20 protein-coding genes are annotated in these 23,237 nt (G+C 56.8%); 10 read left to right on the top strand and 10 right to left on the bottom strand.

The annotated features are described in order from the left end of the window. The first annotated feature begins 94 nt into the window (after positions 1–94). The 5 genes from CMO10_RS02410 to CMO10_RS02390 all read left to right on the top strand — a co-directional run bounded on the left by CMO10_RS02410 (position 95) and on the right by CMO10_RS02390 (position 7,761). Entirely contained in the window at positions 95–1,246 is a 1,152-nt protein-coding gene (locus tag CMO10_RS02410; protein WP_297018703.1) for an efflux RND transporter periplasmic adaptor subunit, read from the top strand. 2 nt (positions 1,247–1,248) lie between these two features. Continuing rightward, complete coding sequence (locus tag CMO10_RS02405) at positions 1,249–4,440, top strand: efflux RND transporter permease subunit (protein WP_297018702.1); 3,192 nt, start codon at positions 1,249–1,251, stop codon at positions 4,438–4,440. A gap of 1 nt (position 4,441) precedes the next feature. Continuing rightward, positions 4,442–5,893: an efflux transporter outer membrane subunit gene (locus tag CMO10_RS02400; protein ID WP_297018701.1), complete on the top strand. Its 1,452-nt coding sequence runs from the start codon at positions 4,442–4,444 to the stop codon at positions 5,891–5,893. A gap of 95 nt (positions 5,894–5,988) precedes the next feature. After that, a complete protein-coding gene (locus tag CMO10_RS02395; RefSeq protein WP_297018700.1) occupies positions 5,989–6,600 on the top strand; it encodes an alpha-ketoglutarate-dependent dioxygenase AlkB family protein in 612 nt (203 codons plus the stop codon). A gap of 117 nt (positions 6,601–6,717) precedes the next feature. After that, on the top strand, positions 6,718–7,761 hold the full coding sequence (locus CMO10_RS02390) for a LacI family DNA-binding transcriptional regulator (protein WP_297018699.1): 1,044 nt from the start codon (positions 6,718–6,720) through the stop codon (positions 7,759–7,761). On the opposite strand, the gene CMO10_RS02385 is transcribed toward CMO10_RS02390, so the two are convergent. Further along, on the bottom strand, positions 7,753–8,337 hold the full coding sequence (locus CMO10_RS02385) for a DNA-3-methyladenine glycosylase I (protein ID WP_297018698.1): 585 nt from the start codon (positions 8,335–8,337) through the stop codon (positions 7,753–7,755). The two genes, CMO10_RS02390 and CMO10_RS02385, sit on opposite strands and share 9 nt — an antisense overlap. A gap of 289 nt (positions 8,338–8,626) precedes the next feature. Between CMO10_RS02385 and CMO10_RS02380 the strand changes: the two genes are divergently transcribed. Genes CMO10_RS02380 through folD form a run of 3 tightly spaced genes read left to right on the top strand, consistent with a single transcriptional unit; the run spans position 8,627 to position 10,189 of the window. Continuing rightward, positions 8,627–8,923: a YggT family protein gene (locus CMO10_RS02380; protein ID WP_297018697.1), complete on the top strand. Its 297-nt coding sequence runs from the start codon at positions 8,627–8,629 to the stop codon at positions 8,921–8,923. Positions 8,924–8,960: 37 nt separating this feature from the next. Next, positions 8,961–9,293, top strand: coding sequence for a DUF167 family protein (locus tag CMO10_RS02375; RefSeq protein ID WP_297018696.1), 333 nt, complete (start codon positions 8,961–8,963; stop codon positions 9,291–9,293). After that, positions 9,290–10,189 carry a bifunctional methylenetetrahydrofolate dehydrogenase/methenyltetrahydrofolate cyclohydrolase FolD gene (folD, locus tag CMO10_RS02370; RefSeq protein ID WP_297018695.1) on the top strand — a complete coding sequence of 300 codons (900 nt, stop codon included), beginning with the start codon at positions 9,290–9,292 and terminating at the stop codon, positions 10,187–10,189. The genes CMO10_RS02375 and folD overlap by 4 nt, the downstream gene beginning before the upstream one ends. Before the next feature lie 62 nt (positions 10,190–10,251). On the opposite strand, the gene CMO10_RS02365 is transcribed toward folD, so the two are convergent. Continuing rightward, entirely contained in the window at positions 10,252–11,136 is an 885-nt protein-coding gene (locus tag CMO10_RS02365) for a DMT family transporter (protein WP_297018694.1), read from the bottom strand. A 42-nt stretch (positions 11,137–11,178) separates the two neighbouring features. Here CMO10_RS02365 and CMO10_RS02360 point away from each other — a divergent pair, with 42 nt between their 5' ends. Continuing rightward, positions 11,179–12,192, top strand: a complete 1,014-nt coding sequence (locus tag CMO10_RS02360) for a LysR substrate-binding domain-containing protein (protein ID WP_297018693.1) — start codon at positions 11,179–11,181, stop codon at positions 12,190–12,192. Here CMO10_RS02360 and CMO10_RS02355 read toward each other — a convergent pair. Next, complete coding sequence (locus CMO10_RS02355; RefSeq protein WP_297018692.1) at positions 12,172–14,178, bottom strand: SLC13 family permease; 2,007 nt, start codon at positions 14,176–14,178, stop codon at positions 12,172–12,174. The two genes, CMO10_RS02360 and CMO10_RS02355, sit on opposite strands and share 21 nt — an antisense overlap. 175 nt (positions 14,179–14,353) lie before the next feature. Here CMO10_RS02355 and CMO10_RS02350 point away from each other — a divergent pair, with 175 nt between their 5' ends. Beyond that, complete coding sequence (locus tag CMO10_RS02350) at positions 14,354–15,592, top strand: winged helix-turn-helix domain-containing protein (protein ID WP_297018691.1); 1,239 nt, start codon at positions 14,354–14,356, stop codon at positions 15,590–15,592. 97 nt (positions 15,593–15,689) lie between these two features. Here the strand turns inward: CMO10_RS02350 and CMO10_RS02345 are convergent, their stop codons facing one another. The 7 genes from CMO10_RS02345 to CMO10_RS02315 form a co-directional block, all read right to left on the bottom strand. After that, on the bottom strand, positions 15,690–16,460 hold the full coding sequence (locus CMO10_RS02345; protein WP_044827215.1) for an SDR family NAD(P)-dependent oxidoreductase: 771 nt from the start codon (positions 16,458–16,460) through the stop codon (positions 15,690–15,692). Positions 16,461–16,538: 78 nt separating this feature from the next. Continuing rightward, the gene (locus CMO10_RS02340) at positions 16,539–17,546 is read right to left on the bottom strand and encodes an ABC transporter ATP-binding protein (protein WP_297018690.1); all 1,008 of its coding nucleotides are present in this window, start codon (positions 17,544–17,546) and stop codon (positions 16,539–16,541) included. Between the two features lie 38 nt (positions 17,547–17,584). Next, positions 17,585–18,415, bottom strand: coding sequence for a carbohydrate ABC transporter permease (locus tag CMO10_RS02335; protein WP_044827213.1), 831 nt, complete (start codon positions 18,413–18,415; stop codon positions 17,585–17,587). Positions 18,416–18,425: 10 nt separating this feature from the next. Next, positions 18,426–19,298, bottom strand: coding sequence for a carbohydrate ABC transporter permease (locus tag CMO10_RS02330; RefSeq protein ID WP_044827212.1), 873 nt, complete (start codon positions 19,296–19,298; stop codon positions 18,426–18,428). Between the two features lie 148 nt (positions 19,299–19,446). After that, positions 19,447–20,757 (bottom strand): ABC transporter substrate-binding protein, encoded by a 1,311-nt coding sequence (locus tag CMO10_RS02325; RefSeq protein ID WP_297018689.1) that lies wholly within the window; start codon positions 20,755–20,757, stop codon positions 19,447–19,449. A gap of 197 nt (positions 20,758–20,954) precedes the next feature. Continuing rightward, on the bottom strand, positions 20,955–21,905 hold the full coding sequence (locus CMO10_RS02320) for a sugar-binding transcriptional regulator (protein WP_297018688.1): 951 nt from the start codon (positions 21,903–21,905) through the stop codon (positions 20,955–20,957). 192 nt (positions 21,906–22,097) lie between these two features. Continuing rightward, a complete protein-coding gene (locus CMO10_RS02315) occupies positions 22,098–23,120 on the bottom strand; it encodes an aspartate-semialdehyde dehydrogenase (protein WP_044827209.1) in 1,023 nt (340 codons plus the stop codon). Positions 23,121–23,237: the final 117 nt, after the last annotated feature.

Genomic DNA, 23,237 nt, shown 5'->3' with positions numbered 1-23,237 from the left:
ATCGGGGGTATAGAATTGAAATACCGACACTTTCCCGGGGCGGGAACAGGGTTTTTAAGGTTGTTTGGTCAGCCCGACTTGGAAGTTCAATGTGATGGCGCGTAAATCCACGCTTGTGATCGCAGGTGTTGCACTGATTGCAGTTGCGGCCTCTGCCTATTTCTTTGCCAAAGACGACATCACGGCGCTGATCGCGCCCGATGCGCAACCCGCAAGCACGGCACAGCGTGGCGGCGGCGAACGCAGTCTTCCGGTCATTGCCGAATATGCCAGCCTGATGGATGAAAAAACCGTGGTCGAGGCGGTCGGGACGGGCAAATCCGCCCTTGGTGTTTCGATCTATCCCGCGGTATCGGGTGAAGTCGCCGATGTGCTGGTTCGTGCCGGCGACAAGGTGACCAAAGGTCAGGTTCTTGTCATCCTTGATGCCGAACGTGAACGCCTTGCCCGTGATCTTGCCGCCGTTCAGGCTCGCGATGCCGAACAGCTTCTTGCCCGTTATGAAAAGGCCCGCCCACTCGGTGCGGTTGCCGAAAGCGAAGTTGATAGCGCGCGCACAACATTGGCCGAGGCCCGCATTGCCCTTGATCAGGCCGAGGTCAATCTGGCTGATCGCACCATTCTGGCCCCGTTTGATGGCATTGTCGGCATCCCGCAGGTCGAGGCGGGCGATCGTGTTGATAGCGCCACGGTCATTGTCACCCTTGATAACATCGAAAGCATTCTGGTCGATTTCGAAGTCGCCGAAACCCGGTTTGACAATGTCCGCCCCGGCCAGTCGGTCCGGGTTGAAACCTGGAGCCTTCCGGGTGAAGTCTTTACCGGGGTTGTTGAATCCATCGGAAGCCGCATCGATCCCGAAAGCCGCACCTTTGCTGTGCGCGCGCGTGTGCCCAACCCCAATAGCCGCCTGCTCGCAGGCATGTCCTTTGCGGTTTACGTCGATATCGAAGGCAAACAATACCCGGCTGTTGCCGAAATTTCCGTCCTGTGGGGCGACGAAGGCACCTATGTCTGGCGCATCGATAATGAAAACAAGGTCTCGCGCGTACCGGTCCGTGTGGTGAAACGTACCAATGGCCGCATCCTGCTGGATGGTGGCATTGCCGAAGGCGATCTGGTCGTGGTCGAGGGCGTCTTGCGCCTGCGTCCGGGCCGAACCGTTTCGGCCTCAATCCGCGGTGATAATGTTCAGTCCGACGGCGGTGGCGTTGCCACCCGCGAAGGTGCGGGCGAGGGGTCCTGATCATGACGACGGGAACCGACAATCACGATCATAACGACCTTGCATCGCTCAGTATCCGCCGCCCTGTTCTGATCAGTGTGGTCGCCATGCTGATCATTCTGGCGGGCTTGGCTGCCATGCTGGGTGTGGAAATTCGCGAACTGCCCAACGTTGATCGCCCGACGATTACCGTTACCGCCGATTATGACGGGGCATCACCCGAAACCGTTGATGCCGAAGTCACCGGCATCATCGAAAGTGCGGCATCACGCGTCAGTGGCATCAAGGAAATCAGCTCGCAAAGCGAAGAGGCCAATGCCCGCATCCGCATCGAATTCTATCCCGATGTTGAAATCAACGATGCCGCAAGCGACATCCGCGAAGCCATCAGCCGGGCGGAACGCAGCCTGCCCGACGGGGTTGAAAACATCCGCGTGGTCAAGGCCGACGCCGATGCCAGTGCGATTATGCGCATTGCGGTTGTCAGCAACCGCCTGACCGAAGAAGAACTCGCCAATATCGTCGAAGACCAGATCAGCCCGGCCTTGCTGTCAGTGCCCGGTGTCGCCGAAGTCGGCGTCAATGGTGATCGTGAACGTGTCTTGCATGTGCGCGTCGATCCGCTGCGCATGGCAAGTTACGGTCTTTCGGTTCAGGATGTCGCCGATCTGCTGCGTACCGCCCAGTTCGATATTCCGGCCGGCAGTTTTGAATCCTCCGATCAGAAGCTTTTTGTTCGTGCTGATGCATCGGTCTGGGAAGTCGACAAGCTTAATCAGATGCTGGTGCGTGACAGCGTTCTTCTGGGCGATGTTGCCGATATCTATTACGGCCCGGATGATGCGTCGTCCTATGTGCGCCTGAATGGCCGCACCGTGATCGGGCTTTCGATTACCCGTCAGGCACAATCAAATACCATCGCCATTTCGACAGGTGTGCGCGACGTCGTTGAACGCCTGAACGCGCAATATGACGACCTTGATGTCTTCGTGAACTCCGACGATGCGGTCTTTATCGAAGGCGCGCTGTGGGAAGTGATCTATAGCCTCGGCCTTGCCGTGGTCATCGTGATCGGGGTGCTGTACCTCTTCCTGCGTTCCTTTACCGCGACGCTGATCCCGACCATCACCATTCCGATTGCCCTGATCGGCACGGTGGCCGCCATCTGGGCGATGGGCTTTTCGATCAACATCCTGACCCTTCTCGCACTTGTTCTGGCGACCGGTATGATCGTTGATGACGCGATTGTCGTTCTGGAAAACATTCAGCGCCGCCGCCATCAGGGCCTTGGTTCCATGGCCGCTGCGGTTCTTGGAACCCGTCAGGTGTTCTTTGCGGTCATCGCCACCACGCTGACGCTGATTTCGGTGTTTGTGCCGATTTCCTTCCTGCCCAGCACGGCGGGCCGCCTGTTCCGTGAATTCGGTTTTGTGCTGGCCTTTGCGGTGGCGGTGTCATCCTTTGTCGCGCTCTCGCTTTGTCCGATGCTGGCATCACGGCTTAAGCATATCGATCCGCATGACGGCAAAACCGATGATGCGCCCAATATGCTGGAACGTGTCGGCTTCTTCTTTGCCGGGATTTATCGCCGCATTCTCGAAGCCGCCCTTGGCAGTCCGGTCATCACCGTGATGATCTGTATCGTATCGGGTGGTCTTGCCTTTGGCGTCTATACCAGTGTCACACAGGAACTCCTGCCCGATGAGGATCGCGGCCGTATTCTGGTGTCCATGCGCGGGCCGGATGGTGTTGGCATCGACTATATGGATCGCCAGGTCGAGACAGTGGAAAACATCCTGCGCCCGGTGGTCGAGGCGGGCGATGCCTATAACATCTACACCATTGTCGGCCTGTGGGATCCGAACCGCGCGCTTGTGATTGCACCGCTGAAACCATGGGAAGAACGCACGCGATCCCAACAGGAAATTACCGATTCAATTCGGGGTGATCTGAATGCGCTGCCGGGGGTGCAGGCCTATGTCTGGCAGCCCAACAGTCTGGGCTTGCGCGGTGGCACCGGCGAGGGGCTTGAATTTGCCCTGACCGGGACAAGCTATCGCACCCTTGCCGATAACGCGCGCGCCATGCAGCAGGAGATCGAGGCAAACTATCCCGGCCTCACCGGTCTTCGGGTGTCCTATCAGACCACCCAGCCACAGCTTCTGGTCAATATTGACCGCAAGCGCGCCTTTGATCTTGGCATCCCGATCGAGGAACTTGATACCACGCTGCGCGCCATGATCGAGGGGTATGAAGTCACCGAAATCAATGTCGATGACCAGAATGTGCCGATCAAATTGCGCAGCGCGCTCGGCAGCATCAATGACCCGTCCGATCTTGAAAACCTGTTTGTCACCGGCACCAATGGTCGCGTTCTGCCGCTGTCTTCTGTGATTACGCTCAGTGAGGAAGCTGTCGCCTCCGAACTTGAACGCGAAGGCCAGCAACGCGCTGTCACCATCTCGGCCAACCTCGCACCGGGCTATACCCTGGCCGAGGCGGTCGAAGACGTGAACGCGGTCGGTGATCAGTTGCTGCCACCCGGTGTCGGCATCCTGTTCCTGGGGAATGCGGCCGCCCTTGGCGAAACCGCCAATGATGTGCAGATCACTTTCCTGATTGCGGTTCTGGTCGTGCTGCTGGTGCTGGCAGCCCAGTTCGAAAGCTTTACCTCCGCCCTTGTGGTGGTCCTGACCGTGCCGTTTGGTCTGGCCGCGGCCATCTATGCGCTGGCTCTTAGTGGCACCTCGATCAATATCTATAGCCAGATCGGGTTGGTGATGCTGGTGGGTCTGATGGCCAAGAACGGCATTCTGGTTGTCGAATTCGCCGATCAGCTGCGTGATGCGGGCAAGTCGGTGCGTGAAGCAGTGCATGATGCCGCCATGGTCCGTCTGCGCCCGATCATGATGACCATGATCTCGACCGTGCTGGGCGGCTTGCCGCTCGTGCTTGGTTCGGGTGCCGGGGCAGAAGCCCGCGCAGCCATTGGTTGGGTCGTGTTTGGCGGTCTTGGCTTTGCCACGGTCTTTACCTTGTTCCTGACCCCGGTGCTCTATCTTTTGCTCGCCCCACTGGTTTCGGCCCGTGCTGATGGCGGCAAGAAACTGCAAAGCCAGTTGCGCGCCGCAGAAGCCATTCCCGATCACGGCGAGGCGGCATCACATGTGGCGAATGAGCCCGGAAGTGGCGGCCTTCAAGGAAGTGCGAAATAATATGAATAATCCTCACATTTCTGCTGTTTCGGGACTTGCCCTGTTGCTCGCCCTTGCCGGGTGCCAGTCGGTCGGGCCGGATTACACTGCACCGAAATTTGATCTGGTCGGGGCCTATACGCCGGAAATCCCGGTGATTGCCGCCAATCAGACCGAACAGGGTCGCTGGTGGGAAAGCACCACCGATCCGGTTTTAAATGGTCTGATTAATGAAGGGGTCGAAAACAACCTCGACCTTCAGATCGCGGTCAGCCGCATCCGGGCCGCTGCTGCAACCGCGCGCGGTGTTGCCGGGGCCAATGGTCCGCAGGTTGGCGCATCGGTCGATGGCTCTGCCAGCCGGTCGACATCCAGCCGCGCCAGCGGTGATCAGGTAACAGATATGGGCTATGGCGCGGGCATTGATTTCTCCTGGACTGCCGATATCTGGGGCGGTCAGACGCGTGAGGAAGAAGTCGCCGAGGCGGATTACCTTCAGCAAGTCTATCTGCGCGAAGATGTCTATCGCACCATGATTGCCGACATCATCGGAAACTATATCGAACTGCGCGGGGCGCAGCGGCGTTTGGCGCTTTTGCAGGACTCGCTTGATCTGCAACGCCAGACCAGCAACATTGTTCAGGTCCGCTTGCAGACCGGTCTTGGATCGGAACTCGATCTGTCGCGCGCCCGGGCCGAGGTCGCTGATCTTGAGGCCACGGTTCCGATCCTGCAAACCACCATTGACCGCTCGATCAATGCGATCTCCATTCTGGTTGGGGCGCAGCCGGGCACCCATCGCGATCTGTTGCTGGATGCATCGCCCCTGCCGGAATTTCAAAGCAGCCCGCCAATCGGCATCCCGGCTGATTTGCTGCGCCGTCGCCCGGATGTGCGTGCAGCCGAACTGGCGCTAATTTCCGCGACCTCGCAAATCGGCGTGGAGACGGCGACACTCTATCCGGAATTGTCCCTTGATGGTTCGCTTGCCCTTGGTGTGACCGGCTATGGCACCGGCCCGATTGTCCGCACCGCCATGGCCGCCATCGGAGCCCTGATTGATGCCACCCTTTATGATGGCGGGGAACGCCGGGCCAATATCTCTGTTGCCGAGGAAGAGGCAGAACAAGCCTTCCTCACCTATCGCCAGACTCTTCTGACCGCGATCGAGGAAGTCGAAAGCGCGATTTACGGTTATGTCGGGGCGGTGGCACAGCGTGATTCCCTGATCGCATCGGTGCAATATCACCGCGACGCGTTTGAACAGTCGCGTGTGCGTTATGTGCAGGGGCTTTCGGACTTCCTTGATGTGCTCGATTCCCAGCGCAGCCTGACCGCATCGCTGCAATCGCTTGCCGATTCCGAAACCGATCTCGAGCTTGAAACCATCAATCTCTATAGCGCAGCGGGCCTGAGTGTCGAGGACGTCGAGCGCTATGCCAGTGAGGCGGGTGTTACCCTCGTCAACGGCTAGAAGCTGTTGCAAAAACGCATATATCAGCGAACTGTGGCTTGAGTTTCAGCAAGGAACATCCTAGGTCTTTGGCAATCTGAATTCCGGGGAAAATCATGACCGGCGATCTGTTTGCCAATGAACCACCACGCAACCTTTTGCCCTTCGATGGCGAAGTGCTGTTGCTGCGTGACATCATGGCTGATGATGAGGCCGACAAGACCTTTGCCCGCCTTCAAAGCAACATCGTCTGGCAACAGGAAACCGCCAAAATCCATGGCAAAGAAATTGCGGTCCCGCGCCTGACCGCTTGGTATGGCGAAGTCGCCTATCGCTATAGCGGCGTCTATCACCCGGCAAGCCCGTTTCCCCGCATCGTCGCCCCGTTGCGAACCTTGGCCGAAGACCTCGCCGGTGTGGCGTTTAATACCGTGTTGCTCAACCAGTATCGTGACGGGCGCGACAGTGTTTCCTGGCATGCCGATGACGAGGAAGTTCTTGGTGAAAACCCGGTGATCGCCAGCCTGACCTTCGGGCAGGAACGCCGCTTTCATTTCCGGCACAAGAAAACCGGGGATCGCATCAGCGTCGATCTGCCCCATAATTCGGCACTGATCATGTCGGGTTCGACACAGCATTGCTGGGTCCATCAATTGCCCAAAACCGCCCGGCAAGTTGGTCCGCGTATCAACCTGACCTTCCGCAATACCCGGCCTGAGTCCCGTTAGGGCTTTCAGAGGGCTGTTGAAAAACTTTGGTCACTGATCTCTGGTCGTGGGGCCTTGCTTCTGGCTATAGTGTCGCCAATTCAAACGAGTAATGACGGTTTCGGGGATCAGGCAGGCATGGCAAAACGCGTAAAACTTCTCGATGTCGCCAAGGCGGCCGGGGTTTCGCAGGGCACGGCCTCCAACGCCTTTGGTAAGCCCGATCTTGTCCGCCCGGAAGTCCGCGAGCGCATCTTTGAAGCCGCGCGTGAGCTTGGCTATCGCGGCCCGCATGTCATGGCGCGCATGCTGCGTACCGGCAAGGCCGGGGCACTCGGTGTCGTTTTCCCGGATAATCTTGAATATGCCTTTAGCGATCCGGTGGCGATTGAATTACTGCGCGGGATCGGGCGCGAATGCGCGCGCCATGGTGTCAATGTCATGATCATCTCGGCCGAAAATCCCGAACAAGCGATTACGGCTGTAAACAATGCGGCGGTCGATGCCTTTCTGGTGCATTGCTATTCCGACAATAATGACATCATCAAAGCTATCCAGCGCCGTAATCAGCCGCTGATCAGCATCGATACCGACATTGCCGGTGCGGCGGGCACCGTGGGGCTTGATGACTTTTCGGCTGCCAAAAATGCCGCCCGGCACCTGCTTGATTGTGGTGCTTCGAAATTCGCCATCCTGTCTCTGCAGGCAACCGAACATGATCACTTCGGCCCGATGAGCCCCAACCGTCTGGGCGCTGCCAGCCACCGGGTGGTGCGCGAACGTTTGGCGGGTTATCACGCTGCCCTTGAGGTCGCCGGGATTGCGGCAAGTGATGTTGTCCATATCGAATGCGACAACCAGTCCGATCACAGTGCCAAAATGACGAAAGAGCTTCTTGCAGACCATCCCGACATCAACGGCATTCTCGCCATGTCGGACGTGATCGCCATCGGCGCCATCGACGCCGCACGCGCTATCGGCCGCAACGTGCCGGGTGACCTCAAGATCATTGGTTTTGATGGCATTCAAGCCGGCGAACGCACCGATCCGCCACTCACCACTATGCATCAGGATTCCGTTGAAAAGGGCAGATTGGCGGCCGAAATGGCCCTGTCCGAAGAGCAGGGCAAGACCATCACGCTTGAAACCAGCCTGTTACTGCGCGGTTCAACCTCAGCTTAGCGCCTCGTAGCGGTAACAGTCGGTGGTGTGGTCCATCACGATGCCGGTGGCCTGCAGGAAGGAATAGATGATCGTGGTGCCGACAAACTTCATGCCGCGTTTTTTCAGATCCTTGGAAATTTTGTCGCTGAGTTCGGTCGAGACCGGAACATCCGACATGCTTTTCCAGTGATTGATCACCGGCTTTCCTCCTACAAATGACCAGATGTAGGAATCGAAGCTTCCGAACTCTTTTTGGATCGCGATGAATGTTTGCGCATTTTGAATAGACGCCGCGACTTTTAATTTATTTCGAATAATCCCCGGATCAGCCAGAAGGGCCTCCTGCTTCGCGGTGTCGTAGGCCGCGACCTTTTTCACATCGAAATTGTCATAAGCCGCGCGATAGGTATCCCGCCGGGCCAGAATGGTCAGCCAGCTCAGGCCTGCCTGGGCACCCTCAAGGATCAGCATTTCAAAGAAATGCCGGTCGTCATGCACCGGAACACCCCACTCGCTGTCGTGATAGTCGACATAAAACGGTTTGTCGGCATGGCTCAATGCCCAGCCGCAGCGCGAGTGATCGGTATTCGACATGATAGCTCCTCCTTCAATGGCCACATTCTGGCGTTGAAGCGGGCCTGTATACAAGGCGTAATCGGGGCGGGACTGACATCTCCTGACAGTTTCTGGCAGGGCGTTAAGGGCCTGCGTTTTTAGCGCCTTTGGTGAGCATGATCACAAAGCGATGAAAACTTGGCGCCAATTGCACCAAAATCAACGCTGTGTGCTTGCGTTAGCGGCCATTGCCGACTAGGTTTTGCTGCGTGCAAACATCTTTCCGGGCCCAAAACATCCATGTGCCCGGCGATTGTAAGGAGCGGCGATGCTGGCGATTTTCTGGCTGATTGACACTGTGGTGGGGATCTACATTTTCATGCTGATTGCTTCGGCAATCCTGTCATGGCTTGTGGCGTTCAACGTGATCAACACCAACAACCGGTTCGTCTATATGGTCGGTGATTTCCTGTATCGTGTCACCGAACCGGCACTGCGCCCGATCCGGCGGATCATGCCCGATCTTGGCGGTATTGATATCTCGCCGATCATCCTTATCTTGGTCCTGCAATTTGCCAATATGCTGATCCAGACCGACGTCCGGATGGCGCTTGTCGGGTATTGATGTCTCATTTCACCTATTAAATTGTCTCATTTAGACAATGTCTGATCCCGCGCCCGTGTTACGGTCCGAGCCATCAGGGGTTCGACTGTTCGTTCGGTTGACGCCAAAGGCATCACGCAACGCGATTGGTGATGTCATGGTCGATGCCAACGGGCAGGAGCAGCTAAAGGTGTCGGTGACGGCCGTGCCCGAGAACGGCAAGGCCAATCAGGCGCTGATAAAACTTTTGGCAAAAGCGGCCAAATGTCCTAAATCGTCGGTCAGGATTGTTTCCGGGCAAACTGATCGCACCAAAACGCTGCTGATCGACGGAAATCCCGAAGAGCTGATGGCGAAAATATCCCAACTCACGGGGCGGACAGACATATGAGTGACGCGAAAATCATCGACGGCAAGGCATTCGCAGCCAACCTGCGCACCGATATCACAGCCGAAGTATCAAAGCTTAAATCCGAACATGGCGTAACACCGGGTCTGGCCGTCATTCTGGTCGGTGAAGACCCGGCAAGCCAGGTCTATGTGCGCAACAAGGGCAAGCAGACCCTTGAATGCGGCATGAATTCCTATGAGCACAAGCTGCCGGCGGAAACCAGCGAGGCTGATTTGCTGGCGCTGATCGCCAAGCTCAATGCCGATGAAAACGTGCATGGCATTCTCTGTCAGCTTCCCGTGCCCAAGCATATCAACGAACAGGCCATTCTGGCCGCCATCGACCCGACCAAAGATGTCGACGGCTTCCATGTTGTCAATGCCGGCGCCCTGGCGACAGGCGGCGAAGGCTTTGCCCCCTGCACACCTTATGGCTGCCTGATGTTGCTTAAAGACACCCTTGGGGATCTGTCGGGGAAACGCGCCGTCGTTGTGGGCCGTTCGAACATCGTTGGCAAGCCGATGGCGCAGCTGCTACTGAAGGAAAGCTGCACGGTCACCATCGCGCATTCGCGTACCCGCGACCTGCCTGATGAAGTCCGTCGTGCCGATATCGTCGTTGCCGCCGTTGGCCGCCCGAACATGATTAAGGGTGACTGGATCGCTCCGGGTGCCACCGTGATTGATGTTGGCATCAACCGCATCGACGGGGAAAACGGCAAAACCAAACTGGTCGGTGATGTCGAGTTTGAAACCGCATCCAAGGTCGCTGGCGCCATTACCCCGGTCCCGGGCGGTGTCGGCCCGATGACCATTGCGTGCCTGCTCAACAACACCCTGATCTCGGCCTGCCGCGCCAATGGCGTTGCGGTGCCGAACCTTGGTTTTGACAGCTAAGCCGCACGACCATATCGAAATGCGAAGGGCAGCCATCGGCTGCCCTTTTTGTTTTGCCAAGCCTATTTGGCGGTCTTGCCTGCCTTGAGCCGTTTCCGCGCAGTGGGGCGTTCGACAATAACCAACGCAACACCTGCGATGATGATGGCGCCCCCTATTACCGACATCCGGGTTAGGCTTTCATCGAGCCATAGAACCCCGCCAAAGATTGTCGTGACAGGCACCAGCAGCAAAAACGGACTGACAAACGCCACCGGATATTTCCCGATCAGGTGATACCAGATACCGACACCGCCGACTGTCATGGCCATGCCAAGATAGATCACCGTCATCCAGACCGCTGGCGTGGCATTCAGAATCAAGCCTATCTGATCGTCTTCGAGAAGTGCGGAAGTCAAGAGCAGCTGAGGAAAAGCAAAAGCCGAAATCCATGCCAGATTCCGCAAGCCGCCGGTTTGCCCAAGTTTGCGGATTTTAATCTGTCCGACAGCCCATGTCAGGATGCTGCCCAGCACCCATGCAACAGCGGTAATGTTGCTCCGAATGTGAGGGTCGCCAGCGATCAAAACGATGCCAGCAAAAGCGATCATGGTGCCGATGGTTTTTTTGTAGCCCGGCATTTCACCAAGCATGAGGGCACCGAGCATAATCAAAACCGGTGCTTCAAGTTGGACCAGAAGAATGGTCGCTGACGCATCAAGGTCCTTGAGGCCGACATAAATCATGGCATAGGGAACCGTAATGGCCAGGGCGGAGATGAGCATGATGTTGCGCATCTGGCCGAATGGCGGTTTGACAAACCAGATCAAGACGATGGCTGCGACAGCAAAGCGAAACGCTGCCAAGAGGATGGGCGGGAAGTGGTCGAGTGCGGCCTTGGCCAGAACCCAGCCCATGCCAAAGATGATCGACATCAGGGCTGCCAGAAGCAGATGTTTAGGTTTCACGTTTAAGTTCAATTAAGTTGTGATTGTTCAAGATCGGATGTTGTGATCCAATATTCCAAAAGAAATTTGGTGAAATCCAATCATTTGAAATTTGCAATGAAGTCAGAAAAACTAAATTCTGAAATATCCGGGTGGTTGCCATCTCTTAAATCCATCCGCGCGTTAGAAACCGTGGCAAGACACGGAAGCTTCCAGCAGGCCGCAGAGGAACTGGGGGTTAGTCCTGCGGCCGTTCATCAGTTGGTGCGCGGTCTTGAAGATGTGATTGGGCAGGACCTTGTCATTCGCGATGGTCGCAACGTGGCTATTACACGAGCAGCCGAGGCCGGTTTGGCCGAGCTTCACGTCGCCTTTGGAAATCTCAGCGCCGGGGTGCGCAAAATTCGTGAATATGATGGACGGCGACAATTGAGAATTTCGGTCGATCCGTCTTTCGCACAGGCATGGCTTGTGGGGCGTCTTGGCCGTTTTCAGGCGGACAATCCCGAGATCGATATTCTTCTGGATTCAACAACGCGCTTTGCGGATGTGGCGCATGGTCATGCGGATGTCGCGTTGCGATACACAAAAGAAGTTCAAGGTGATCTGAAGGTGGTCAGGTTTTTCGAAGATGAAACCATTGCCGTTTGCAGCCCGTCATTGATCGCCGACAAGAAGCGTCCGCTTGATATTGCATCTATGGCCGAGTTTTCGCTGCTTCATTTTGACTGGACGCAATCGGCGCAAATTCAGCTCAGTTGGCAACGCTGGGTGAGCCTTGTCGGTGGGCCTGCCTTACCGCTTAGCGGTGGTGCGCGGTTTAATGATTATAATGCCGTCGTTCAGGCTGCAATTGCCGGGCAGGGGATCGCGCTGGTGGGGAGGCCACTGGTAAATGAGGCCCTGAGAACCGGCATCCTTACCGAGCCATTTGGCTGCAGTTATCGCAATGGATATGGGTACTTCGCCATCAGAGCCCCAGGGGATGAGGGTCGTGAAGACAACTACGCCGAAAAGTTCGTTTCATGGGTCGTTGAAGAAAGCGAGCGAGACAAACTAAAGCGGCCAAACCCATAGAAGGGTGGGCACCCCAACTGCCACGACAATGATCTCAATCGGCAGGCCTAGGCGCCAGTAGTCTCCGAAGCGGAAGCCGCCGGGGCCGAGGATGAGGGTGTTGTTCTGATGGCCGATGGGGGTCAGGAAGGCGCAGGACGCGCCGATGGCGACCGCCATCAGGAACGGGTCGGAGCTGGCGTCGAGTTGGGCGGCACTGCCGATTGCAATTGGGCACATGACGGCTGCGGTCGCGGCATTATTCATGAAATCAGAAAGCGTCATGGTGACGACAAGGATCAGGCCGACGGCGATCACCGCATTGCCTTGGGCGACCGATTCCAGCAGGAAGCGCGCAATCAGATCGGCACTGCCGGTACTTTCCATGGCATTGGCGACCGGGATGAGGGCCGCGAGCAGCACCACCACGGGCCAATCGACCGCGTCATAAAGTGTGCGTGGTGACACCACACCGGTCAGCAAGGTTGCGAGCACACCGAGTGCGAAGGCAATGGCGGCGGGCAGGATGCCAAAGGCGGCAAGGGCGATGGCAATCGCCATGATGCCGGTCGCCTTCAGCGCCTGGGTCTTGTCGCCAAGGTTGAGCGACCGTTCGGCCAGCGGTACACAGCCCAGGCGGTTGCCAAATTCATGAATGGCGGCCGGTGTGCCCTGCATCAGAAGCACGTCACCGGCGCGCATTTTCATGGTGCGCAGGCGGCTCATGGAGCGGTGGCCCTGACGGGAGATCGCAAGCAGGTTAACGCCATAGCGGCTGCGAATGCGGATATCGGCAGCCGACCGGCCAATGAAGGCGGCGTTTGGCAGTACCGCGACTTCGATCAGGGAAATGTCATCGGACTGGACGGGCTTTTTATGCGGCTCGGCTTTTTTGTCGGCCTCATTGTCGTCGTGTTCGTCGCCCTTATCCGCACTGTCTTTCGCATCGTCTTTTTGCGCAGCAATTTCCTTCTCAGCAGGTTTTGTTGCCTGTTGTGCCTTGGTCTTTGCCGGCTCTTCTGCGTTGTCTGATTGCTCGGCCTCTTTCTCGGCTTCTTTTTCCTCAAGCGCCTTTTGTTTTTCCGCCTCCTTGGCGGCTTCCTTGGCGCGGGCGTCGCGCCATTCGGCCTCCAAGGTAAGCTCGAGGCTACCAAGCGCGCTTGCCAATCCTTCCGGTTCGGCTTCGATCAGAAGGATGTCGTCCTGTTTGAGTTCGCGGTATTGGCTTGGGGCCGGGATGCGGGTTTCGTTGCGGATCAGGCCGATGATCTGGGCGTCGGACTTTTCCAGCTCTTCGTTGATATCGCGCAGCAACATGCCGGTGGCCTTGCTGCCCTCGGTAATGCGGGCCTCGGTCAGATAGGATCCGGTTTCAAATCCCTCGGCCCCTGCACGTTCGCGGTTGGGCACCAGAAACCGGCCAAACAGAATGACAAAGGCGAGCCCCGCCAGCGCAATGGCGATACCGACCGGGCTGTAATCAAACATAGAAAAGCCCGATCCGGTCGCCTCGGCCCGGAAGCCCGAAACGATCAGGTTGGGTGGCGTGCCGATCAAGGTCGTCATGCCGCCAAGGATCGAGCCAAAGGCCAGCGGCATCAGGATTTTTCCCGGCGGCAGATCCTGTTTGTTGGCGACCTGAAGGGCGATCGGCATCAAAAGCGCCAATGCGCCGACATTGTTCATGAAGGCCGAGAGGATGGCGGCCAGAAGACTAAGGGCGGCCATGGTAACAAACGGGCCAGCCGATTGCGGCAAGACCGTGCGTGACAAGGTATCGACCGCACCGGATCGTTGCAGGGCAGAGGACAGGATCAGGATGCAGGCCACCGTGATTACAGCCGGATGGCCAAAGCCCACAAAGGCCGCATCGGTTGGCACCAGCCCCAAAACCACACAAACCAGAAGGGACGCCATGGCGACCATGTCATGGCGCCAGCGGCCCCACAAAAACAGCACAACCGTGCCAAGCAGTACGGCCAGAATCATGATCTGCGGGGTGGTCATTCGGGCTGTCCTGTTTGTTGGGGCGTCATTTGTAAAATGCTGTCTCGAGCCTATGAGCGTCGTTGTGTGCGGTCAAGTTCGCGAGCAGGGGGAACCGCAAAATCATCCTGCCAGAATTGTCAGGAGCCTGTGTTAGCATGCATCTGTTTTTATTCGACATTCCAAGTGTACCCCAATGCCAATTGACAGTGCCGCCATGCCATCGCCCGCCGTTTCGATTTCCGCCAAACAGGCGCGCAATCTTGCCCTTGTCGGGCAGGGATTTGATGCCAATCCCGACCGGGATGTGAGCAAGCGCCGGATTTTGAAAACCATCCGGGCGACCAACATGTTGCAGGTCGATAGTGTCAATGTTCTGACGCGCGCACATTACATGCCGATCTTTTCCCGGTTGGGCGTTTATGACCCGAAATTGCTTGATGAAATGGTCTGGGGGAATGCCCGGCAGCGCAAGCTGTTTGAATATTGGGGGCATGAAGCATCGATGATCCCGGTTGAGGATTATCATCTTTATCGTTGGCGGATGCGCGATGCCGAGCAGGGCTTGGGGACCTGGGGCAATATCGCACGGGTTCAGCGAGAGCAGCCTGATCTGATTGATAACATCCTGCGCCATATTGATCGTGAAGGGGCGGTTGCCGCCAGTTCACTGGAAACAGAGGACCGTAGCAGCGAGAAATGGTGGGGTTGGTCAAATACCAAGACCGCGATGGAATATCTGTTCTGGAGCGGTCAGGTCATGGCGCGCAAACGGCGCAGCAGTTTCGAGCGCGAATATGATCTGCCCCATCGCATTATCTGCGATGCGGCCCACGAACCCGACCGGGATCGGCAGGACGCGATGTGTGATTTGATCTGTCAGGGGATTGCCGCCATGGGGGTGGCTGCCGAGATTGATCTGCGCAAATATTTCCGCCTGCCAACCGATGAAACCAAGGCCTGTCTGGTGCGCCTTGTCGAAGAAGGCCGGTTGTTGCGGGCCGATGTTGAAGGCTGGAAACAGCCGGGCTATTTGTGCCCGAAGGTCAATCCGAGGTCGCGCGCCAAGCCGACTTGCCTGATGGTGCCGTTTGACCCGGTGATGTGGGAACGTGACCGGGTGGAGCGGATATTCGGTTTTACCTATCGGATCGAGATTTATGTGCCGGCCGAGAAACGCGAATACGGCTATTACGTTTTGCCGTTCATGTTAAATGGCGAATTTGTTGCGCGGGTCGATTTGAAATCGGATCGGCAGGCCGGGGGGCTTCGGGTGCAAAGTGCGCATCTGGAAGACCATGCCAAGGCCGGGGACGTGGCCGGGCCGCTGATGGAAAACCTTGTGCGGCTTTCGGTTTTCTTGGGACTGGACGGGGTCGAAGTCATGCCCGCTAACAATTTTTCCAAGTACCTCGCCAGTGTGGCGATAAGGTAAACGGGGCGCAGGTCCCACATCCGCGCCCCGTCTATCCGTCATTCTGGCTGACCACAAAAGCTTCAGGACATTGTGGTCATTATTGTTGCACCTGGCCTTACCAGCAGGTGTAACCCCCATCTGCCAGAACGATGGACCCGGTCATCAAGCTGGAAGCGTCTGACGCAAGGAACAGCACGACCGAACCGATTTCTTCGGTCAGGCCCAGACGGGCCATCGGGGTGCCATTGATCCAGGCGTCATACATTTCCGGCTTGGATTTCACGAACTCGTTAAGCGGGGTTGCGATATAGGTCGGTGCAACCGCATTGACGCGGACACCACGTGCGCCCCACTCGGCGGCAAGCGATTTGGTCAGGTGATGCACGGCGGCCTTGGACGCGTTGTAATAGGCCTGCTCCTGCGGCTTGTTCACGATGAAGCCCGACATGGAACCGACATTGACGATGACGCCATTTTTCTTGGCCAGCATCTGCTTGCCGAATTCACGGCAGCACCAGAAGGTGCCGTTGAGGTTGACATCAATGACATTGAGCCAATGTTCGTCGGTCACGGTTTCGGCCGGCGTTTCGGAGCGTGCGATACCGGCATTGTTGACAAGAATATCAACGCCGCCCTGTTTGGCCATCTTTTCGGCGCTGTCGCGGACCTGATCGGTGTTGGTGACATCCATGATGTCGATGTCAGCCGAATAGCCTTTGGATTTCAGGTAATCGCGGCCTTCTTCGGCAACGCCGTCACTGATGTCGCCGATGATGACATGTGCGCCTGCTTCGGCGAGGGCTTCGCAGCAGGAAAGGCCGATGGCGCGACCGCCGCCGGTGACATAGGCCCGACGGCCGGTAAGGTCGAACTTTTTCAGGTACATTTTGGACTCACAATTAACTTGGTTGGTAAGACGGGACCGTAATGCGTGTGGGACATTGCGATCCGGTTCATGCACGTATCAGGAATTGCCCAAAGCCAGCCCGTGGGCATCAAAGCGATGGATGCGATCCTGTTCCGGGGTCAGGAAAATTTTGTCATGTTCGCCCAGCGGAACTTCGCCGGTCGCACGGACTGTCATCGGGCCATAACCGTCGGCCTCGACATGCAGATAGGTTTCTGCACCGAGATGCTCGGCGATTTTGACCGTTGCGGGGATTTCCCCGTTTTCCGTGCTAACGGCGACATGTTCCGGGCGAATGCCGATTTCGTGGCAGCTGTGTTTTTGTGCAAGCTCCCCGCCCAGGAAGTTCATTTTCGGTGACCCGATGAAGCCCGCGACAAACTTGTTTGCCGGGCTGTTATAAAGGTCCATCGGTTTGCCGACCTGCTCAACGCGGCCAGCCTGAAGAACCACAATCTTGTCGGCCATGGTCATGGCTTCGACCTGATCGTGGGTCACGTAGATCATGGTGGTTTTGAGTTCCTGATGCAGACCGGTGATTTCAAGCCGCATATTCACACGAAGGGCCGCATCAAGGTTGGAAAGCGGTTCGTCAAACAGGAAGGCAGCCGGATTGCGGACAATCGCACGACCGATTGCGACACGCTGACGCTGACCACCTGAAAGCGCGCTTGGGCGGCGTTCGAGATAGTCGGTCAGGTTCAGGATCTTGGCCGCAGACTGGACTTTCTCTTCGATAACTTCCTTGCTTTCGCCGGCCATTTTCAGGCCGAAGGCAATGTTGTTATAGACCGTCATATGCGGATAGAGCGCATAGGACTGAAAGACCATGGACAGGCCGCGTTTGGCCGGGGCCTCGTTTGCGACGTCGGTTCCGTTAATCAGGATTTTGCCGTCGGTGACGTCTTCGAGGCCTGCAATCAATCGCAGAAGCGTTGATTTGCCACAGCCCGACGGGCCGACAAAGACAACGAACTCGCCGTCATTGATATCAAGATCGACACCGGGAATGACGTCCAGTGTGCCGAAGGTTTTCTTGACTTTCTCCAGTCGGATAGCACCCATTTTGGTGTTCCTTCTTCCAGATTTCTATCAGGCTGCGGTTACTTGACCGCGCCGAATGTCAGACCACGAACCAGCTGTTTCTGAGAGAACCAGCCAATCACGAGAATTGGAGCAACCGCGAGCGTCGATGCGGCTGAAAGCTTCGCCCAGAACAGGCCCTCGGGGCTTGAATAGGAGGCGATGAAAGCTGTCAGCGGGGCTGCATCAGACGTTGTCAGGTTGAGCGTCCAGAAGGCTTCGTTCCATGCCAGGATCACATTGAGCAGCATGGTCGATGCAATGCCCGGAACCGCCATGGGCAACAGCACAAAGATGATTTCCTTGGGCAGGGTTGCGCCATCCATGCGGGCCGCTTCGAGAATGTCGGTCGGGATTTCCTTGAAGTAGGTGTAGAGCATCCAGACCATGATCGGCAGGTTCATGAGGAACAGAACCATGATCAGACCAAAGCGGGTATCAAGCAGTCCCCAATCGCGGAACATCAGATAGATCGGGACCAGAACGCCGACCGGCGGCATCATCTTGGTCGAGAGCATCCAGAGCAGCGCATCCTTGGTCCGCTTGGTCGGATTAAACGCCATCGCCCAGGCACAGGTGACCGCAAAGACCAGACCGACAAGGGTTGAACCGACCGCGAGGATCACCGAGTTCATGGCGAACTTGAAATAGTTCGAGCGTTCCTGGACCTCGGCATAGTTTTCGAGCGTCCAGTCAAAGGAGATGAAGCTCGGCGGGATGGAAACCGCTTCGAGTTCGCTCTTAAAGCTGGTCAGCACCATCCAGAAGATCGGGAAGAAGATCAGAAGACCCACAATCCACGCAAAGACCGAGAAGCTGACATAGCCAAGGGGTGTTTGTTTTTTTTCCATGTCGTGGCCCCTAATTATCCAGGTTCTTGCCGATAAGGCGGATCAGGAAGATCGCCACGATATTGGCCAGAATGACCGCAACAATGCCGCCAGCAGAAGCACCACCCACATCGAACTGCAACAGCGCCTGCGTATAGACGAGGAAGGCGATGTTGGTCGTTGCCAGACCCGGGCCACCACCAGTGGTGACAAAGATTTCGGCAAAGACGGTCAGCAGGAAAATGGTTTCGATCAGGACAACCACCGTGATCGCACGGCTCAGGTGCGGCAAGGTGATATAGAAGAAGATCGAGATCGGCCCGGCACCGTCCATCTGGGCGGCTTCTTTCTGATCGCGGTCAAGCGACTGCAGCGCGGTCAGAAGGATGAGCACAGCAAAGGGCAACCATTGCCAGGACACCATGATGATGATCGAGGTCAGCGGTGCATTGGTAAACCAGTCGATCGCGGGCAGGCCAAACAGGCTTGCGATCCAGGCAAACATGCCTGACACCGGATCCATCAAAAGGTTTTTCCACACCAGCGCGTTCACGGTCGGCATGATGAAGAACGGTGCGATCACCAGCAGGCGCAGGATGCCGCGGCCAAAGATCGGCTGATCAAGCATCAGGCCCAGCAGAATGCCACCCACCACGGTGATGACCAGAACAGATCCGACCAGCAACAGGGTGTTGGCGAGGGACGCGAAGAATGCCGGATCTGTCAGGAAGAATTCGTAGTTAAGTGTTCCGATCCACTCTTCCATACCTGGCGACAACAGGTTGTAGCGCAGGAAGGAGAAGTAAATCGTCATGCCCAGCGGGACGGCCATCCACAAGAACAGGACGATGATCGACGGTGCGGACATGATGCGCCCGGTAAGGGTCGAGGCCCGTGTCGACATGATGTGCTCCCCGAAATTACGTTTTGTCCTTGCCCTTAAGGGAAAAAAAGGGCGGTGCGTTTTGCAACCACCACCCAAGTTTCTCTCAGGTTAAGGAGGTGCAGACCGGAATTCCAATCAGGTAAAGAATTCCGGTCTGGGAAGTGTATCAGTAGTAACCAGCCTTGCGCATGGTGCGATCGGTGGAGGATTGTGCAGCCGACAGGGCCTGCTCAACGCTCATCTGACCGGCAAGGGCTGCGGAGAACTGCTGACCAACCGTGGTGCCGATGCCCTGGAATTCAGGGATTGCAGCGAACTGAACGCCAACATAAGGCTTCGGTTCCAGGGTCGAGTTGATCGGGTCTGCGCTGTCGATCGCCAGAAGGGTCTCGTCTGCGAACGGTGCCGCTTCGAGATATTTCGGGTTTTCATAAAGCGACATACGGGTGCCCGGCGGTACGTTTGCCCAGCCTTCCTTGGAAGCAACGAGTTCCAGATAAGCTTTCGAAGTTGCCCAAGAGATGAACTTCTGTGCGGCTTCTACTTTCTGCGAGCCCATCGGAATGCCAAGGTTCCAAGCCCAGAGCCAGTTGGCACCGGTGCAGGTTACAGCGCACGGTGCTTCGGTGAAGCCGACCTTGTCTGCAACTTTGGATTCTTTCGGGTTGGTGACAAAGGATGCTGCAACGGTGGCGTCAATCCACATGCCGCATTTGCCGGAGTTGAACAGCGAAAGGTTTTCGTTAAATCCGTTCGAAGTCGCGCCCGGAGGACCGTAGTTACCAAGGATGTTGGTATACATCTCGAGCGCATCTTTCCATGCGTCGCCATCGAAGGTCGGTTTCCATTCTTCGTCGAACCAGCGTGCGCCATAGGCGTTGCCCATGGTCGAGATCAGCGCCATGTTCTCACCCCAGCCGGCCTTGCCGCGCAGGCAGATGCCGTACACGCCTTCGTCAGGCTTGTGGAGTTTCTTGGCGATCTCAAGGGTCTGGTCCCAGGTCAGGCGACCGTTGATTTCAATGCCCGCTTCTTCGAACAGGTCGGTGCGGTACATCATCATCGAGCTTTCGCCGTAGAACGGTGCAGCATAAAGATTGCCATCGTTCGAAACAGCGGAGCGGATCGCGGGCATCAGGTCATCGACGTCATAGTCGGAACCAAGATTATCAAGCGGTGCGAGCCAGCCTTTTTCAGCCCAAATCGGAACTTCGTAGGTGCCGATGGTCATGACGTCATACTGACCGCCCTTGGTGGCGATGTCGGTGGTGACGCGCTGACGCAGGGTGTTTTCCTCGAGCGTAACCCACTCAAGGGAAATGTCGGGGTTCTTGGAGGTGAAATCATCCGTCAGCTTCTGCATGCGGATCATGTCACCGTTGTTGACGGTTGCGATGGTCAGTTTCGTTTCGGCATTGGCGTGTGCGATACCGCCAGCCAGCAACGCACACAGCGCTGCTCCCATTACGCGTTTCATATTTCCTCCCAAAGGACTATTTACCCGCTGAGCAACTTCGGCTGCTCATGTTGATCATTTGTTCAGGTGATGAGCATTCACTCAATTTCACTATGTCTTGTCAAACAAAATCGTTTTTGCGGCGCACAAAGAAACGCCCCGGCAGCGGGGCTGTCAGGGCGTAAAGGTATTCGAACCATGTGCAAAACCGCCACGTGCTAGCGCAGCAAACTTTCGGCAGTGGCTTCATCGGTAATGAGAGTTGAAATCAGTTTACCGCGCATCGCACCCCGAATCGCTGCGACCTTTTTTGCGCCCTTGGCGACTGCAATGGTGTTGGTTGCGGGCTGCAGCGCAGGTGCGCTGGTGACACAATGGTTGACCGGATGATCAAGGATATTGCCGTCCTGATCAAAGGACCAACTGATCACCTCGCCAATGCCGCCGCTGTCGCGCAGCGAGACCAGTTCGTCTTTCGAGATAAAGCCATCAATATGAAGCGGTGCATCATCGCCAAGATGCCCAACCCCGATAAAGCGGATATCGGCCTCACGCGCGAGCTTGAGAATATTGTCCATCGGCGGCTGATTTTGCATGCGTTCGCGCATTTGCGGATCGGCAATGATGACCGGGATCGGCAGCGGATAGTGCGGCGCACGCGTGCGATCGGCAAGGTCGGTGACCGCGTCATAGAAACTGGCGGCGCCATCATGGGCAATTGTACCCACCAGCGAGACGATCTTGTGATGATGGGCATCAATGCGCCCGATCTCATCGACCATGGCACGCATGGCACGACCCGTACCGAGTGCGATGATTTGCGGGTCGGTTGAATGCAGCGCACGTTCAAGATAGTTGGCGGCTGCCTGCGCCATACCAAACATTGCATCGGGGGCAGCAGGATCGGTCGGGACCACATCGCAACTGGCAATGCCGTATGTTTCGCAGATCGCCTTGCCCAGTTCCATGCAATGGGCAATCGGATGATCGAGGCGAACCTTTACCAGCCCTTCGCTGACTGCGGCTGACACCAGACGCTGTGCGGTTGGGCGCGACACGCCAAGCTTGTGGGCGATTTCATCCTGCGTATTGCCAGCACAATAATAAAGCCAGCCAGCACGGGCTGCTTCATCCAGGCGGGCCGCTTCCTTACGTGTGCGTTTGACCATCCGATTCCCCAGATTTTTTTGATCCGCCGCCGCAAGGACGCCGGGTGTTTTTTGCTTTTGAAATGTCGTGTTCTTTTTCCCTAGCGCCTTTTGCTGCGTCTGACCAGCATCTTGCCGGGATACGGAACGACAAAACCCGCCCAATGATGGGCGGGTTCTGGTTTCAAATCGATGAAGGGATCAAATGATCGCTTATTTCTTCGGCAGGAAATCGGCGATGAGTTTTTCGGCGATCTGCACGGCATTGAGTGCGGCACCCTTGCGCAGGTTATCGCCAACGCACCAAAGCGACAGGCCGTTCTCGACCGTCGGGTCCTTGCGCACGCGCGAGACAAAGACATTGTCTTCGCCCTGGACTTCCTGCGGGGTGACATAACCTTCGTCCTGACGGTAATCGACGACGGAAACACCCGGGAAGTCCTTCATTGCCTTGCGAGCGTCTTCAACCGTGATCGGTTTTTCAAACTCGATATTGACCGCTTCGCCGTGGCCGACAAAGACCGGAACGCGGACACAGGTTGCGTGGACGGCGATTTCCGGGGCAAGGATCTTGCGGGTTTCGACCGTCATTTTCCATTCTTCGCGGGTCGCGCCATCATCCATGAAGCTGTCGATATGCGGGATGACGTTAAAGGCGATCTGCTTGGTGAATTCTTCTTTCTTGGGCGGGTCGTTCACATAGATGCCGCGCGTCTGGTTAAACAGCTCGTCCATGGCGGCACGCCCGGCACCCGATACCGACTGATAGGTCGATACGACAATACGTTTGATTTCGGCCATGTCATGGAGCGGCTTAAGGGCCAGCACCATCTGGATGGTCGAGCAGTTCGGGTTGGCAATGATGTTTTTCTTGCCATAACCCGAAAGCGCTTCGGGGTTTACTTCGGGCACGACCAACGGCACACCCGGCTCCATACGCCAGTAGCTGGAATTGTCGATCACGACACAGCCAGCAGCGGCTGCCTTGGGGGCAAGTTTCTTGGCGGTTTCGCCACCAGCAGAAAACAGCGCAATGTCGGCCTTGGAAAAATCAAAGGTTGCGGCATCGGACACCGACAGGTCGTCATCTTCGCCATAGGAAACCGTGCGGCCGATTGATTTCGACGAGGCCAGTGCAAAGATTTCGTCTGCCGGGAATTTGCGTTCGGCAAGGGTGTTGAGCATCTCGCGCCCGACATTTCCGGTCGCGCCGACAACGGCGATTTTATAGCCCATCAAGGTGCCTCTTTTCAGTCTGTCAGGCCGCGGCAATGCGCGCGCTGGCCTGTGAATAATGTCTGATAATCTGGGGCGACATGTAAGGGTTTCTGGGCGATTGCGCAAGCGTATCGT

This window comes from Thalassospira sp., from assembly GCF_002709775.1.
In the GTDB taxonomy this organism is placed as follows: Bacteria; Pseudomonadota; Alphaproteobacteria; order Rhodospirillales; family Thalassospiraceae; genus Thalassospira.
The sequence above is the reverse complement of the archived record's forward strand: the minus strand, read 5'-3'. Positions and strand labels throughout refer to the sequence as shown.